14 protein-coding genes are annotated in these 15,178 nt (G+C 29.7%); 12 read left to right on the top strand and 2 right to left on the bottom strand.

The annotated features are described in order from the left end of the window. Window positions 1–108 precede the first annotated feature (108 nt). On the bottom strand, window positions 109–1,488 hold the full coding sequence (locus SJY27_RS02710) for an MATE family efflux transporter (protein WP_397446717.1): 1,380 nt from the start codon (window positions 1,486–1,488) through the stop codon (window positions 109–111). A 129-nt stretch (window positions 1,489–1,617) separates the two neighbouring features. Between SJY27_RS02710 and tpx the strand changes: the two genes are divergently transcribed. The 6 genes from tpx (at window position 1,618) to ribB (ending at window position 8,356) form a co-directional block, all read left to right on the top strand. Then, window positions 1,618–2,115, top strand: a complete 498-nt coding sequence (gene tpx, locus SJY27_RS02715) for a thiol peroxidase (protein ID WP_397446718.1) — start codon at window positions 1,618–1,620, stop codon at window positions 2,113–2,115. Between the two features lies 1 nt (window position 2,116). Next, entirely contained in the window at window positions 2,117–2,497 is a 381-nt protein-coding gene (locus tag SJY27_RS02720; RefSeq protein ID WP_397446719.1) for a diacylglycerol kinase, read from the top strand. A 44-nt stretch (window positions 2,498–2,541) separates the two neighbouring features. Further along, window positions 2,542–5,043 (top strand): DNA translocase FtsK 4TM domain-containing protein, encoded by a 2,502-nt coding sequence (locus tag SJY27_RS02725; RefSeq protein WP_397446720.1) that lies wholly within the window; start codon window positions 2,542–2,544, stop codon window positions 5,041–5,043. Between the two features lies 1 nt (window position 5,044). Then, window positions 5,045–5,701 carry an outer membrane lipoprotein carrier protein LolA gene (locus SJY27_RS02730; RefSeq protein ID WP_397446721.1) on the top strand — a complete coding sequence of 219 codons (657 nt, stop codon included), beginning with the start codon at window positions 5,045–5,047 and terminating at the stop codon, window positions 5,699–5,701. 61 nt (window positions 5,702–5,762) lie between these two features. Beyond that, window positions 5,763–7,214, top strand: coding sequence for an LptF/LptG family permease (locus tag SJY27_RS02735; RefSeq protein WP_397446722.1), 1,452 nt, complete (start codon window positions 5,763–5,765; stop codon window positions 7,212–7,214). Continuing rightward, a complete protein-coding gene (gene ribB, locus SJY27_RS02740) occupies window positions 7,211–8,356 on the top strand; it encodes a 3,4-dihydroxy-2-butanone-4-phosphate synthase (RefSeq protein ID WP_397446723.1) in 1,146 nt (381 codons plus the stop codon). The genes SJY27_RS02735 and ribB overlap by 4 nt, the downstream gene beginning before the upstream one ends. Before the next feature lie 54 nt (window positions 8,357–8,410). Here the strand turns inward: ribB and pepE are convergent, their stop codons facing one another. Further along, the gene (gene pepE, locus SJY27_RS02745) at window positions 8,411–9,106 is read right to left on the bottom strand and encodes a dipeptidase PepE (protein WP_397446725.1); all 696 of its coding nucleotides are present in this window, start codon (window positions 9,104–9,106) and stop codon (window positions 8,411–8,413) included. A gap of 105 nt (window positions 9,107–9,211) precedes the next feature. On the opposite strand from pepE, the gene SJY27_RS02750 reads away from it, so the two are divergent. The 6 genes from SJY27_RS02750 to SJY27_RS02775 all read left to right on the top strand — a co-directional run bounded on the left by SJY27_RS02750 (window position 9,212) and on the right by SJY27_RS02775 (window position 15,076). Continuing rightward, window positions 9,212–9,754 carry a hypothetical protein gene (locus SJY27_RS02750; protein WP_397446726.1) on the top strand — a complete coding sequence of 181 codons (543 nt, stop codon included), beginning with the start codon at window positions 9,212–9,214 and terminating at the stop codon, window positions 9,752–9,754. A gap of 118 nt (window positions 9,755–9,872) precedes the next feature. Continuing rightward, window positions 9,873–10,643, top strand: coding sequence for a hypothetical protein (locus tag SJY27_RS02755; protein ID WP_397446727.1), 771 nt, complete (start codon window positions 9,873–9,875; stop codon window positions 10,641–10,643). 36 nt (window positions 10,644–10,679) lie between these two features. Beyond that, complete coding sequence (locus SJY27_RS02760) at window positions 10,680–11,480, top strand: hypothetical protein (protein ID WP_397446728.1); 801 nt, start codon at window positions 10,680–10,682, stop codon at window positions 11,478–11,480. Between the two features lie 115 nt (window positions 11,481–11,595). Continuing rightward, complete coding sequence (locus SJY27_RS02765; protein ID WP_397446730.1) at window positions 11,596–12,405, top strand: hypothetical protein; 810 nt, start codon at window positions 11,596–11,598, stop codon at window positions 12,403–12,405. A gap of 30 nt (window positions 12,406–12,435) precedes the next feature. Beyond that, complete coding sequence (locus tag SJY27_RS02770) at window positions 12,436–12,933, top strand: DUF6702 family protein (RefSeq protein WP_397446731.1); 498 nt, start codon at window positions 12,436–12,438, stop codon at window positions 12,931–12,933. Window positions 12,934–12,964: 31 nt separating this feature from the next. Further along, window positions 12,965–15,076, top strand: coding sequence for a M1 family metallopeptidase (locus tag SJY27_RS02775; protein WP_397446732.1), 2,112 nt, complete (start codon window positions 12,965–12,967; stop codon window positions 15,074–15,076). Window positions 15,077–15,178 lie beyond the last annotated feature (102 nt).

Raw genomic sequence — 15,178 nt, forward strand, 5'->3', positions numbered from 1 at the left:
GATAAAATAATTTAAAATCTAAACTTTATACAACATTTAAAAAAATGAGGTAAAAGTTGATTAAAGAGTTCTGAAAAAACAATAGTTTCTTTGGTTTTTTTATTTTGATTAACAATTGTTATGCTTAATCAAACTCAATGTTAATCGGTTGAATCTAATAAATAATAATACAGAAGCTGTAGACAAACCTGCCAATAAACCTAACCAAATACCAAAACTACCAAACATATTTTCTTTTCCCAAAAAATAGGATACAGGAAAACCAATACACCAATACGAAATAAAGGTCAAAATAGTGGGTATTTTTACATCTTGTAAACCACGTAAAGCCCCCAAAACCACAACCTGTATACTATCAGAAATTTGAAAAATTGCTGCAGCCAATAATAATTTTGATGCAATAGAAATCACCTCTAAATTATCAGCATAATTTGCAACATCATCTAAATCAACATAAATTTTTGGTAAAATCTGATGAAATAAAAAGAAAAATGTGGCAAAAACCGTCGCAAAAATAATCCCTAATAAAAAAATAGAAAATGCTATTCTACGCAACTCTTTAAAATTTTGTAATCCTTTTTGATTACCAACTCTAATCATAGAAGCCACACTTAAACCCATGGCTACCATAAATGTCATAGAAGACAAATTTAATGCAATTTGATTTGCTGCTTGCGGATTTTTACCCAGCAAACCACTCAACCAAATTGCAGCCGTAAAAATGGCCACTTCAAAAAACATTTGCATTGCACTTAAAGAGCCTAAATTGATGATTTTTTTTATCATTACTGTATCTAAAGTAAATACTTTTAAATTGCTGATTATTCTTTTAGAACGTGCTTTGTTTTTAAGTAAAAGCCACAAATAAATAACCATCACAATTCTTGAAGCTAACGTACCATATGCAGCACCAACAATGCCCATTTCTGGAAAACCGAATTTCCCAAAAATCAATACATAATTTAGGCAAACATTTACAATATTCGCCATTAATGTAGCGTACATAGGGTATTTGGTCATAGACATTCCATCACTAAATTGTTTAATAGCTTGAAAAATAATCAACGGAATTAAAGAAAACGCTACCAAATCTAAATACGGAATTGCTAACTCAACCACTTCTTGAGGTTGTTGCATTAAATACATTAAAGGTTTTGCAAAAAACACCATCAAGAATAATAAAACCCCTAAAGTTGTGCATAAAAACAAACCGTTTTTGTAGGTAGCTTTGGCTTGTAAAAAATTATTAGATGCATCTGCTTCTGCAATTAAAGGTGTAATTGCTGTAGAAAACCCTATACCTATAGACATTGCAATAAACATAAAACTATTTCCTAAAGAAACTGCAGCTAATTCTGCAGTACCCAATTGCCCCACCATAATATTGTCTACAAAAGCCACAAAAGTATGCCCCAACATGCCTAACATTACTGGTGCTGCTAGTTTCCAATTGTATTTAAATTCTGATGTGTATTGACTAATATTCACTTTAGCTATTCAATTTTGGTCTGCGAAGATACAGATTACAAATTCATTTTTTAAGATGACCTTCACAGTTTTTTACAAATCTATTTCAATAAAAATACCTATTTTTGGCTATCATAAAAAACAAACAAAATGGCAGATATTACATTAAAAGGAAATGCAATTAAAACAGTTGGTAATTTACCAGCAGTAGGTAATGAAGCACCTGACTTTACACTAACAGCTGGAGATTTATCTCATAAAAGTTTAGCAGATTTTACAGGTAAAAATATCATTTTAAATATTTTTCCTAGTATAGATACTGGTACTTGTGCTATGTCTGTAAGAGAATTTAACAAAAAGGCCGCAGATTTAGAAAACACTGTAGTATTATGTATTTCTAAAGATTTACCATTTGCTCAGGGTCGTTTTTGTGGTGCAGAAGGTATTGAAAATGTGGTAATGTTATCTGATTTTGCAACAGGAAGTTTTGGAGCAGCTTATGGATTAACTATAGAAAATGGACCTTTGGCACATTTACATTCTAGATGTATTGTTATTGTTGGTGCTGATGGAAAAATTGTTTACACAGAACAGGTATCTGAAATTGTAAACGAACCTAATTATGAAGCCGCTTTAAACGCCTTATAAAATGAAAAACCCTAAAGATGGTTTTATTAGAGGTAGAATTCGCAGTTTAAAGTTTGCCTTTAAAGGTTTATGGATTTTAGTAACTACCGAAGATAGCATCAAAGCACAATTATTTTTTGCTTTAATAGCCATAATTTTAGGGTTCTTTTTTGATATTTCTGCAACAGAATGGGCAATACAATTTTTAGCAATTGGTTTGGTACTAGTTTCAGAAGCTTGTAATTCTGCCATTGAAGAAGTGGCAGATTTTATTCATCCTGATTTTCACATTAAAATAGGACTCATAAAAGACATTGCTGCTGGAGCACCTACTTTTGCTGCTTTAATAGCATTAGTTATTGCTGGTATTATTTATATACCTAAAATTTCTGCTTTATTTTAAGCAAATATGTATATTTACCCCCTTAAAAATAGGTAACATTTTTAATGGTTAAAAAGAAAGAAAGCACAAATAAAACTCAGGATTCTACATCGAAAAAAACAAATATTTTTTCTTCGTTTAAATCAAGACAAACCCAAACTATTTTTGGTTTTTTCTTGATTTTATTTTCGTTATTTCTATGTATTGCATTTATTTCATTTTTCTTTAGTTGGCAAGAAGATCAAAGTACTTTAGCTTATATTACTGATAAAAGCGTAAAAAGTAAAAATTTATTGGGTAAAATTGGCGCAAACTTAAGTCACTTTTTTATATATGATGGTTTTGGCTTTGCTGCATTTGTTATTGCGTTTCAACTATTTTTATCTGGTTTTTTTATCCTTGCTAAAAAGAAATTTTCAGAAATTATTATTTCTTGGAATTGGAACATGGCTGCTATGCTTTGGCTTTCTTTAGCTTTAGGATTTTTAAATCATAAATATGCTTTATTATCTGGTGTAATTGGTTTTGAAATCAACAATTATCTACAAAACTTTATTGGCAAAACAGGCTTAGTCATTGCATTAATCTTTTTGTTGTTAACGTATGTTGTTTTACGTTATAAAGTAAATATTGATGCTTTTATTGAAAAAATGAAGCAAAGAAAAATTGAACGCGAAGCAGAAAAAGAAAACCAAGAATTAGAAGCGTTAGAAAATTCTAAAATACAAGAAAGCACAACAAAGGTTAAACCAACAAAACCAGCAGCAAAAAACAAACCAAAACCTATTGTTGAAGAAAAGGAAGATAAATCAGAAAAATCAGAATTCGAGTTATCCGTTAAAAATTTAAAACCTACTATTAGCAATCATTCTGATGTTCAAAACAACGCAGAAGAAATAGTTTTAAAAACAGTAAAAGATTCTGAACCACATTTTAAAGTTGAACAACCTCAAGAAGACACTGTTGAAGACATTAATGATGTTGGAATAGATGTGGCTGTAGCTAGAGAAGAAGAAGCATCTACAGAAAATTTATCAGATAAAATTTTAAAAGATTTTGGTGAGTTTGATCCTACTTTAGAATTGTCTAATTTTCGATTCCCTACGTTTAATTTATTAAAGCATTACAACGAAAGTATTTCTATAGATCCTGAAGAATTAGAAGCCAACAAAAACAGAATTGTAGAAACTTTAAAAAATTATAAAATTGGTATTGCAGAAATAAAAGCTACTGTTGGCCCTACAATTACACTTTATGAAATTGTGCCTGAAGCAGGAATCCGTATTTCTAAAATAAAAAATTTAGAAGATGATATTGCATTGTCTTTATCTGCTTTAGGAATTAGAATTATTGCCCCAATTCCAGGAAAGGGAACCATTGGTATTGAGGTACCTAATAAAAAATCAACTATAGTTTCTATGCATTCTGCAATTTCTTCAAAGAAATTTCAAGAGTCGCAAATGGAACTGCCTATTGCCTTAGGCAAAACCATTTCTAATGAAACCTTTGTAGTAGATTTAGCAAAAATGCCTCACTTATTAATGGCGGGTGCAACAGGGCAAGGAAAATCTGTAGGATTAAATGCAGTGCTAACATCACTATTATATAAAAAACACCCAGCAGAAGTAAAATTTATTTTGGTTGACCCCAAAAAAGTAGAATTAACATTATTTAATAAAATAGAGCGTCATTATTTAGCAAAATTGCCTGGTGAAGATGAAGCCATTATTACAGACACTACCAAAGTTGTACATACATTAAATTCGCTTTGTATAGAAATGGACAATCGTTACGATTTGCTTAAAGCAGCAATGGTACGTAACATTAAAGAGTACAATACTAAGTTTAAAAAGCGTAAATTAAATCCTAATGATGGCCATCAATTTTTACCTTATATTGTTTTGGTAATTGATGAATTTGCAGATTTAATAATGACAGCTGGTAAAGAAGTAGAAACACCAATTGCACGTTTAGCGCAATTAGCAAGAGCTATTGGTATTCATTTAATTGTTGCCACACAAAGACCTTCTGTAAACGTAATTACAGGTATTATTAAGGCTAATTTTCCTGCCAGAATTGCCTTTAGAGTTACTTCTAAAATAGATTCTAGAACCATTTTAGATGCTGGTGGTGCAGATCAATTAATTGGTCGTGGAGATTTATTGTATACCAATGGTAATGATATTAAAAGAATTCAGTGTGCTTTTGTAGATACCCCAGAAGTTGAAAAAATTACCGATTTTATTGGGTCGCAAAAAGCGTATGCAGATGCACATTTATTACCAGAATATGTAGATGATGAAAATGGCACAAGTGTTGATATAGATATAACAGATAGAGATAAATTATTCAAAGAAGCTGCAGAAATTATTATCACTGCACAACAAGGCTCTGCTTCTTTGTTGCAAAGAAAACTAAAATTAGGCTATAATAGAGCTGGTAGATTAATTGATCAATTAGAAGCTGCAGGTATTGTAGGTGGTTTTGAAGGTAGTAAAGCAAGGCAAGTTTTAATACCAGACTTTATAGCTTTAGAAGAATTATTAGAAAACGAAAAGAATCAATAAAATGAAAAAAATTATAGTTTTATTTTTAACAGTATGTTTTACAAATGTTGCATTTTCACAAAACTCAACGAACGCAAAATCATTGTTAGATGATGTGTCTACAAAAATGTCTGCATACAACAACATGTATTTAAGTTTTAGCCAAACTTTGAGTAATAAAGAAGCTGGAATTAATGAAGGTGATGAACCCCCAATTCGTGGAGAAATTAATTTACAAGGCGAAAAATACAATCTTAATTATCTAGGTAATAATTTTATTTACGATGGTAAAAAATTATATGTTATCAATAACGAAGAAAAAGAAATTTCTATAACAGATGGAGATATGGGGGAAGATGATGGTTTTATTTATCCATCTAAATTACTAACCTTTTACAAAGAAGGCTATAATTTAGCAATGGGCGATTTAAAAAACATGAATGGCAGAAAAATTCAATTTGTAACCTTAAACCCAATGGATAGCGATTCTGAAATTATAAAAGTTGAATTAGGCATAGATGCCAAAACAAAGCATATTTATAAGCTAATTCAAACAGGTGCAAATGGCGCAAAAACAAGTTTTACCATCACCGATTTTAAAAGTAATCAAGCATTATCAGAGAATTTTTTTAAGTTTGATAAGCAAAAGTATTTGAGTAAAAATTATATGATTGATTAAAGAATTCAATTAACAATAAATTAGTAGCATCTTACTATTTAAGATGCTATTTTTGTTTTTTATGAAGATTTTAGATAAATACATCTTAAAGAGCTTTCTAGTTCCTTTTGTAGCTACATTTCTTATTGTACTATTTGTTTTGGTGATGCAACTTTTGTGGCAGGCCTTCGAAAATATTGCTGGTAAAGGTGTAAGTCTTATTTTTATTTTAAAATTTGTTTACTACTCCACTTTAATGATAATTCCGCAAGCATTGCCTATTGGTGTGTTGTTATCATCTATAATGGCTTTGGGTAATTTAGGTGAAAACTACGAGTTTGCTGCTGCAAAATCAGCAGGTATATCATTACAAAGGTTGGTAAGGCCTCTAGGTATTTTAGCTATTGGTTTAAGTTTGATTAATTTTTTATTTTTAAATAATATTTTTCCTTATGCCAATTTAAAACAACGAAATTTATACAGTAACATTAAAAAGAAAAAACCAGCAATGGCCTTAGTTGCTGGAAGTTTTAATTCAGACATACCTGGTTATCAAATAAAATTTGATGAAAAATATGGCGAAAACGAAAACCTTTTAAAGAATGTATTAATTTATGATTTAAAAGCAAAACGCGGAAATCAAAAAGTAATTACAGCAGATAGTGGTAAAATAGTTTCTGATGAGGGTAGTAGATACATGACCTTGGTTTTGTATAATGGTAATTATTACGAAGAACATGTAAAATCTGCAAAAACAGCTATAAAACGAAAAAAAATGGCAGCTTCTAGTGCCACTTTTAAAGAATACGAGTTTAATATTGATGTGGGAGATTTGTTAAATGATGGCGCTTTAGATAGCATAAATTCTAAAAATAGCCCAATGATGTTTACATTAAAGCAAATTAAAGATACCATACCAAAACTAAAAACGAATTATGATGAAGTTTTATCTTTACGAGCAAAGAATATTTACATCAGTGCACAAGCTAAAGAATTGTATCAATATACAGATTCTTTAAAAAAGAAAAATCTAGATAGTATAACCATTAATAATTTTGAACTGCAAGATCAAATAACCATTCTAAACTCTGCTGTAACCAAATTAAGTAGAATGGTAAGTACATTAAAAACCAACAAAACAAGCATTAAGTATAAACGTAAAGTTTTAAATTTTTACGATACAGAGTATTATAACAGAATTGCATTTTCGCTATCTTGTGTTATCCTATTTTTTATTGGTGCTCCTTTGGGTTCTATTATTAGAAAAGGAGGTTTTGGTTTGCCAATGATATTAGCCATAGCAGTATATGTAACTTACTTTTTTACCAATACATTTGGTAAAAACTTAGCAGAAGAAAGCAGTATTTCTTCTTTCTTAGGGTCTTGGATCTCTGCTATTATAATGATTCCTATTGCTATTTTACTAACAAGAAGAGCCACAAAAGACAAAGGAATTTTTAATATAGATTCCTTTTTACTACCTGTTACTAATTTTTTCAAAAAAATAGTACCTAAAAAAAAGAATAATTTATGAGTACACAGATTTTACATAAAAAAACAAAATTAAACACAATAGAAGCTGCCATTAACGACATTAGAAATGGCAAAGTTATTATTGTTGTAGATGATGAAAATCGTGAAAATGAAGGAGATTTTTTAGCTGCTGCAGAAAAAGTAACTCCAGCAATGGTAAACTTTATGGCAACACATGGACGGGGTTTAATTTGTGCCCCATTAACCGAAAAACGCTGTAAAGAGCTAGATTTAGGCATGATGGTAAACAACAACACAGATCCTATGGAAACTGCGTTTACAGTATCTGTTGATTTGCGAGGTAAAGGAGTTACAACCGGAATTTCTGCTTCAGATAGAGCCCTAACCATAAATGCTTTAATAGATAAAGAAACCAAACCTTTCGATTTGGCAAGACCTGGTCATATTTTTCCTTTAAAGGCAAAAGAAGGTGGTGTTTTACGAAGAACTGGGCATACAGAAGCTGCCATTGATTTTGCAAGACTAGCAGGTTTACAACCTGCAGGGGTTATTGTAGAAATAATGAATGAAGATGGAACTATGGCTCGTTTACCACAACTTTTAGAAGTAGCTAAAAAATTTGATATTAAAATAGTTTCTATTGAAGATTTAGTGGCGTATAGAATGGAGCACGATTCTTTAATTGAAAAGAAAGAAGATTTTGATATTGAAACTCGTTTTGGAAAATTTAGACTTAGAGCGTATCAACAAACTACCAACAATCAAGTTCATATTGCATTAACTAAGGGAACTTGGACAAATGAAGACAATGTACTAACAAGAATCAATTCTACCTTAGTAAATAATGATATTTTAGGAACCTTAACAAATAATGCCGATAAAAAATTAGACCAAATGTTTCAAGTAATTAATGAAGCAGAAAAAGGAGCTATTTTATTTATCAACCAACAAAATCAATCGAAAAATTTATTGACTAGGTTACATTTACTAAAAGAAAATCAAAAAAACGGAGAGTTAAAAGCGCCAGCAATTGCAATGGATCAAAGAGATTTTGGTATTGGAGCTCAAATTTTACACGATTTAAACATCAGTAAATTAAAATTATTAACCAATACTCCACAAACTAAAAGAGTAGGCATGATTGGTTACGGATTAGAAATTACAGATTATATTGGATATTAAATGGTATTAAATATGAAATTTGAAGCTAGGAGAAGTAACAAGCTAAATTACCTCCTACTTCAAGTTTCCAATTTGTAGCTCTATAGCTGGTTTATCTTTTTGAAAAAATCTTGCAGTTAACTTTCCTCGTAAATAAATTTCATCTCCTAAAACCTCTAGCCAACTCCCCTCTCGTAAACCTAAAACTGGGGTTTCATTAAAAACGTGAAACTCTTTAATTCTGGTTTCACGAGTTTCACCCATATGTTTAGAACCTTTTATTGGGTCTAAATAATGCGCATTGATGTTAAATGGAATACAACCTAAAGTGGTAAAACTTGGTGGATATACAATAGGCATATCATTGGTATTCATCATAGAAACTCCACAAATATTACTTCCTGCACTTGTTCCTAAATACGGAGTACCATTGTCAATAACTTCTTTTAAAGTTGCTAAAACCTCGTTTTTATACAATTGATTTACCAACTCGAAAGTATTTCCTCCCCCTGTAAAAATAGCTTCAGCTTTTTGAAGTGCTGTTATTGGATTTTCAAATTCATCGATTCCATTTACGTCTAAATTAATTGTTGCAAAAGCTTTACTAACTAAAGTGGTATAATCATGATAAGAAATTCCACTAGGCCTTGCATAAGGTATAAATAAAATCGTTTTAATTCCTTTAAAAAAAGAGGTTAAGGTGGGTAATAAATATTCTAAATAACTACTTCCATGAACGGTTGATGTACTTGCAATGATCATTTTTTTCATAAAACAAATTTATGAGTTAGAATTGATTTAATTTCGTAATTTTAAAAAAAAGGCTGTTGATGGTAAATTAAAACCGCTTTTTAATCATTTTTTAAAACACACATAATGAAATCTAAAATACTTATTCTTGCATTAATATTAACATCGTTATTTTCTTGTAAAGTATCTAACACCTCTTTAGTAGCCATAAATAGCAGCGATTTGGCTGGTACTTGGACAATTAAAAACATCACCATGGATGATGCTGTTTTAAATGTAACAGATCCTGTAAACATTACACTTACAGGTAAGGGTTTTGGAAAAAATTTTAATACAAATATTACGTTTTCAGAAAATCCAAATCGGGTAACCATGACAGGCGATTTTGTGTTTGAGTTAACATACACAGAGCCTAGTGGAGTTGAAAAAACAGAAAGTCTTATTTTTGATAATATTTTTTTTAACGATAATTTTGGTTTTACCACCAGTTCTTGGGCTTTAGATGACAACACTTTACAATTAAATGAAAGTGGCGAAAATTTGACTATAAATGTAATTTCTTATGTAGATAATGTGTTAACTATAGAAACTGATGTAAATAAATCAATAACATTAGATGGTGTTACATCTACAGTTGTGGGTAAAGCCACAATTAACATTCAAAAGTAAAAACACTTTATTATATTTCTTAAAAGCATCATAAAATTTATGATGCTTTTTTCGTTTAACAAAATTTTACCATTGTGTTAATAGAGTTTTAAGAGGCATCTCTCTTTCCTTTGTTGTCATGAAAAATCAACTACTGCTTTATTCTTTTCTTTTTTGTGCTTTCGCCTATAGCCAAGAGCACAAAAAAACCATTACTGGAAAAGTTTTTTTTGAAGGTGATGTAATTGCTGATGTGCATATTATTAATAAAAACTCTAACATAGGTACAAATACTAGTGATTTAGGCTTGTTCGAAATCCCTGTTGCTATTGGCGATACTTTAGCGTTTTCTCACATCAACATAAAACACAAAACAATAGCCATAACCAAAGCAGTTTTTAACCAAGAAGTGTTTATAGTTGATGTTGAGGATAAAACATATGTATTAGATGAAGTTACTTTAGGTAAAGCTAAAAGCATATTTTTTGTAGATCCAGAAATTATGCCTCCACCAACTGTAAATGCAAAAACGCTTCATTTACCTTATGCCAATACCATTGCAAAAAAAGATTATGCAGTGGTTAAATTCAGATCTGGTGGTGTAGTTAGTTTAGATAATTTAATAAATGCATTAAATGGGAATAATAAAAGGAGAAAACAGCTAGAAAAAATTACTTTAGAAGATAATAGACTTGCCAAAATTAGAAAGTATTTTACAGACGATTTCTTTATAACAGATTTAAATATCAAACAAGAAAGCATCAATCCTTTTTTGAATTATTGTTATAAAAAAAATATTATCAACTATTTTAATAAAAATGATAATTTAAAAATTACCAAAATATTAATGCAAGAAAGTAAGACTTTTCCTCAAGATAAAACCGAAATAAGTTTGATTAAAAAAGATTAATTTTAGCGCTTCGTTTAGAAAATAATTCTCCTTTTTATGCTTAAAAAAATACTTTTTCTTTTTTCTATACTTTTCACACTTTTATCTTCTGCCCAAAATCAAAAGCGCTTTATTAAAGGTATTGTTTTAGACTCTTTAGGCATTGTTAAAAATGTAAATATCGTTAATCAAAAAACCAAATTGGGTACATTTTCAAATGATCGAGGTTTATTTGGTATTTATGCTTCAAAAGGCGACACATTAAAGTTTTCTTCTGTTCAACACATCAATAAAACTATCATTATAACAGATAGAATATTTTTTAGACAAAACATAAAAGCAATCTTAAAAATAAACACTTATACCTTAGATGAAATTACCCTTAAAAAACACAATTTAACAGGAAATTTAACTTCAGATATCAAACAAATACCTAAAGAAAAAAGAGATTCTATATTAAAAAATAACCTCGATTTTTCGAATGTAGATTTTAGTCTAAAAGATACTAGAATTGATGCAAATAACAGGGCTGAGTCCGAAGTTGTAGTAGTAGATCCAATTCAAAAAAATCAAGGTATAAATCTATTGGGTTTTTTATCTTTAAAGAAGAAAAAGTATACACCAATTGTTAAAAATGAATTCGATAAAACCAAAGTACCTAATAACATACTTATTCAGTTGGGTGAAGATTACTTTTTTAACAAATTAAAAATTCCCAAACAAAACTATCATCAATTTCTGGAGTTTTGTAACTTATCTGTAGTTATAAATCTATTCAAAAAAGAGGATTTATTAGAGTTAATTCAATTATTTGAAAATCGTGCCAATCTTTATTTAGAAACGATTCAAAAAGAATAGTTTTTTATTAAAATTAATATGAATTTGTTTGCAACCAATTTTTAACAAAAGATTCCAATAGATTTTTTAGGTATTCAGCAGATAAATTTATAATTTGTGAATTATAAATACACCTATGCTAAAAAAACTACTCCCTTTATTTTTACTGTTATTTTTAGTTAATACAGTATCATCACAAGAAAGAAGAAAACTAATTACTGGAAAAGTTTTAGATTCTTTGGGCATTGTAAAAAACGCGAATATCATTAATTTAAAAACCAATCAAGGTACTTTTTCTAGTGACCAAGGTTTGTTTCGAATTTTTGTTTCTAAAGGAGATACTTTATGCTTCTCTTCTATTCAGCACAAACTCAAAAAAATAACTATTAACGAAGAAATTTTAGAAAATAGAGAATTGGAGGTTTTATTAAAAGCCAATATTTATGTTTTAGATGAGTTTGATTTAAAAAGACATAACTTAATGGGTAGATTAACTGCAGATAGTAAAGACGTTCCTAAAGATGTAAGAGATTCTTTACTTAGAAATTTTTTAGATTTTTCTAATGTAGATTTTTCAGAAATAGACCCTACTATAGACGAGATAGAAAAGGTAAGACCACCAATAGTAAATACCATGCAAGGTGCCATACAAATGGCTGGTGCAGGTGCTTCAGTTGTTATGCCTTTTAAAAATTCAGAAAGATTATGGGCTTTGCGTAAAAATTTAGCACAAAAAAAGGCTTTTCCGTACAAAATACTTTCAGAACTTGGAGAAAAGTTTTTCTTTGATGAACTAAAAATTCCTATAGAAAAATATTTTCACTTTTTAGAATATTGTAATCCTTTAGGTATTGAAAACTTACACAAAGAAGATCGGATTTTAGAACTTATTAAAGTTTTAAGAACGGAAAGCGTTTCTTACCTCAAAATCATAAAAAATGAGTAATTTGGCTCAATAATTGATTTTTATATCAGTATGAATACAAATAAAATAGCAGTACTCCTTTTTTTAATTCCACTTTTATCATTTACAACGCACAAATATTATTTAAGTTTAACTCAAATAAAGTATAAAAGTGAATCAAAATCCATACAAATAATCATCAATGTTTTTATGGATGATATTGAAACTGCTTTAAATAGTGATAATAATATAGACCTACAATTAACTACAAAAAGAGAACTGAAAAACAACGATGTTTATTTTGAAAAATACATTAAAGAAAAACTCTTTTTTAAAGTAGATGGTACTGCAAAAAACTTTAATTATATTGGCAAAGAATATGATGGTGATTTGGTATTCTTTTACTTAGAAATAGAAAATATAAATCAAGTACACAGCATAGATATTACCAACAATATTCTAACAAAGCATTTTCCAAAACAACAAAATTTAATAAAGTCTAAAGTTGGTATAAAAAACAAAAGTATTTTATTAACTAAAGAAGAAAATTCAGCCCATTTAAAATATTAAATCATTCAGTAATCACACAAACACTAATTTTATGAAAAAAATCGGATTCTTACTATTTTCTCTTGTTTTTGCAGCAGGTTCTTATGCGCAAATTACAAAACAAGGGCACACAAACACCAACAAATTTAGGCAGCTAAAACAAGAGTTAGCTACACCTAATTTAGAAAGAACAGCCTCTGGTGCACCAGGAAAAGAGTACACTCAACAAAAAGTTGATTATGTAATGGATATTGTTTTAGACGATGCCAATACAAAAATTACAGGCTCAGAAACCATAACATATCATAATAATTCTAGAGATGAATTGCCATATTTATGGGTACAATTAGACCAAAATATGAGAGCTGCAGATTCTAAAACACCAGACATTAGTTCTGGAAAAATTAGAACCAAAATGAGTAAAAGAAGATTCGAAAGTGCTTTTCCAAAAGAGCGTTTTGATGGCGGATTTAATATTATGAGTGTTACCAATACAGATGGTAGCAATTTATCTTATATTATTAATCAAACCATGATGCGCATCAACTTACCAAAACCTTTAGCTTCTGGTGATACTTTTGAGTTTAACATTTCTTGGTGGTACAATATCAATAACCATAGAACACAAGGTGGTAGATCTGGTTATGAACATTTTAATGAAAACAATAACAACAATTACGTTATAGCGCAATTTTATCCAAGAATGTGTGTATATGATAATGTAGAAGGTTGGCAAAATGACCAGTTTTGGGGAAGAAGTGAGTTTGCATTAGAATTTGGAGACTTTAATGTAAATATTACAGTACCTGAAGACCACATGCTGGGTGCAACAGGTGTTTTACAAAATATTGATGAAGTACTTTCTAAAAAAGAATTAAAAAGATGGGAAAAAGCACAAAAAACATTTGATAAACCCGTAGTTATCAGAACCCAAAAAGAAGCTGAAAAGATTGAAAAAACAAAAGCTACAGGTACAAAAACATGGAAATTTGTTGCTAAAAATGTAAGAGATTATGCATTTGCAACTTCAAGAAAATTTATTTGGGATGCAATGGCTGTAGATATTAATGGTAGAACTGTTATGGCACATTCTTTATATTCTAAAGAAGCGAATCCCTTATATGGAGACCATTCTACAAAAGCAACTGCACAAACTTTAAAAACATATTCAAAATATACTTTTGATTATCCTTACCATAAAGCCATTTCTGTTGATGGACAAATGGGTATGGAATATCCACAAATCTGTTTCAACCCAGGAAGACCAGATTTACCAGATGGGGGTTACTCAGATAGAGTAAAATATAGAATGATTAAAGTGGTCATTCACGAAGTTGGACATAACTTTTTTCCAATGATTGTAAATTCTGACGAAAGACAGTGGACTTGGATGGACGAAGGTTTAAATTCTTATATGGAAATGTTGGCAGAGCTAGATTATGATAAAGATTTTCCAATAGTAAGAGGATACCCTAAAAATATTGTAAGATATATGTCTGGAGATCAATCTAAAATTGCACCAATCATGTCTAAAGGAGATAACGTATACAGTTTTGGTAGTAACGCTTATGGTAAACCAGCAACTGCCCTTTGGATTTTAAGAGAAACTATTATGGGTAAAGAATTGTTTGACCATGCTTTTAAAACCTATTCTCAAAGATGGATGTTTAAACACCCTACTCCTGCAGATTTTTTTAGAACTATGGAAGATGCTTCTGGTATAGATTTAGATTGGTTTTGGAGAGGTTGGTTTTACACCACTGATGTAACTGATATTGGTATTAAAGGTGTTAAAAAATATACTACAAAAGATGCAGGAAACACTGTAGAGTTTGTAGAAGACACTTCTGAAGGTTTAGGCTTTGCAAAAAAAGAAAGCAAATACCATTATGAAATCACTTACGAAAAACCAGGAGGATTAGTAATGCCTATTATAGTAGAATTTACCTATAAGGATGGTACAAAAGAAAAGAAAACTTATCCTGCACAAATTTGGAGGTATAATGATAAAGAAATCACAAAAGTATTTTCATCTTCAAAACAGATAGAAAGTATTGTTATAGACCCAGATTTAGAAACTGCAGATGTAGATACATCTAACAATAGTTTTCCAAAAGAAACCGCTAATAAATTTGATAAATTTAAAAACAAAATGAAAGGCTAAATTTTATTAAAAATTAGTCAAAAAGACAATATGGTTTCATATTGTCTTTTTTTTATGGTAAAGGTTTGTTAAAATTTAACAATTTCTTATCATTTTCCATTC

Origin of the sequence: Polaribacter sp. R77954, from assembly GCF_044595335.1 — a bacterium.
GTDB lineage: Bacteria > Bacteroidota > Bacteroidia > Flavobacteriales > Flavobacteriaceae > Polaribacter.

Bases quoted from the DNA above. Each gene is read 5' to 3' on its own strand.
- SJY27_RS02760 (WP_397446728.1), top strand. From the start codon at position 10,680: ATGCTTAAAAAAATACTTTTTCTTTTTTCTATACTTTTCACACTTTTA.
- SJY27_RS02735 (WP_397446722.1), top strand. From the start codon at position 5,763: ATGAAGATTTTAGATAAATACATCTTAAAGAGCTTTCTAGTTCCTTTT.
- SJY27_RS02775 (WP_397446732.1), top strand. From the start codon at position 12,965: ATGAAAAAAATCGGATTCTTACTATTTTCTCTTGTTTTTGCAGCAGGT.
- ribB (WP_397446723.1), top strand. From the start codon at position 7,211: ATGAGTACACAGATTTTACATAAAAAAACAAAATTAAACACAATAGAA.
- tpx (WP_397446718.1), top strand. From the start codon at position 1,618: ATGGCAGATATTACATTAAAAGGAAATGCAATTAAAACAGTTGGTAAT.
- SJY27_RS02770 (WP_397446731.1), top strand. From the start codon at position 12,436: ATGAATACAAATAAAATAGCAGTACTCCTTTTTTTAATTCCACTTTTA.
- SJY27_RS02725 (WP_397446720.1), top strand. From the start codon at position 2,542: ATGGTTAAAAAGAAAGAAAGCACAAATAAAACTCAGGATTCTACATCG.
- SJY27_RS02750 (WP_397446726.1), top strand. From the start codon at position 9,212: ATGAAATCTAAAATACTTATTCTTGCATTAATATTAACATCGTTATTT.
- SJY27_RS02730 (WP_397446721.1), top strand. From the start codon at position 5,045: ATGAAAAAAATTATAGTTTTATTTTTAACAGTATGTTTTACAAATGTT.
- SJY27_RS02755 (WP_397446727.1), top strand. From the start codon at position 9,873: ATGAAAAATCAACTACTGCTTTATTCTTTTCTTTTTTGTGCTTTCGCC.
- SJY27_RS02720 (WP_397446719.1), top strand. From the start codon at position 2,117: ATGAAAAACCCTAAAGATGGTTTTATTAGAGGTAGAATTCGCAGTTTA.
- pepE (WP_397446725.1), bottom strand. From the start codon at position 9,106: ATGAAAAAAATGATCATTGCAAGTACATCAACCGTTCATGGAAGTAGT.
- SJY27_RS02765 (WP_397446730.1), top strand. From the start codon at position 11,596: ATGCTAAAAAAACTACTCCCTTTATTTTTACTGTTATTTTTAGTTAAT.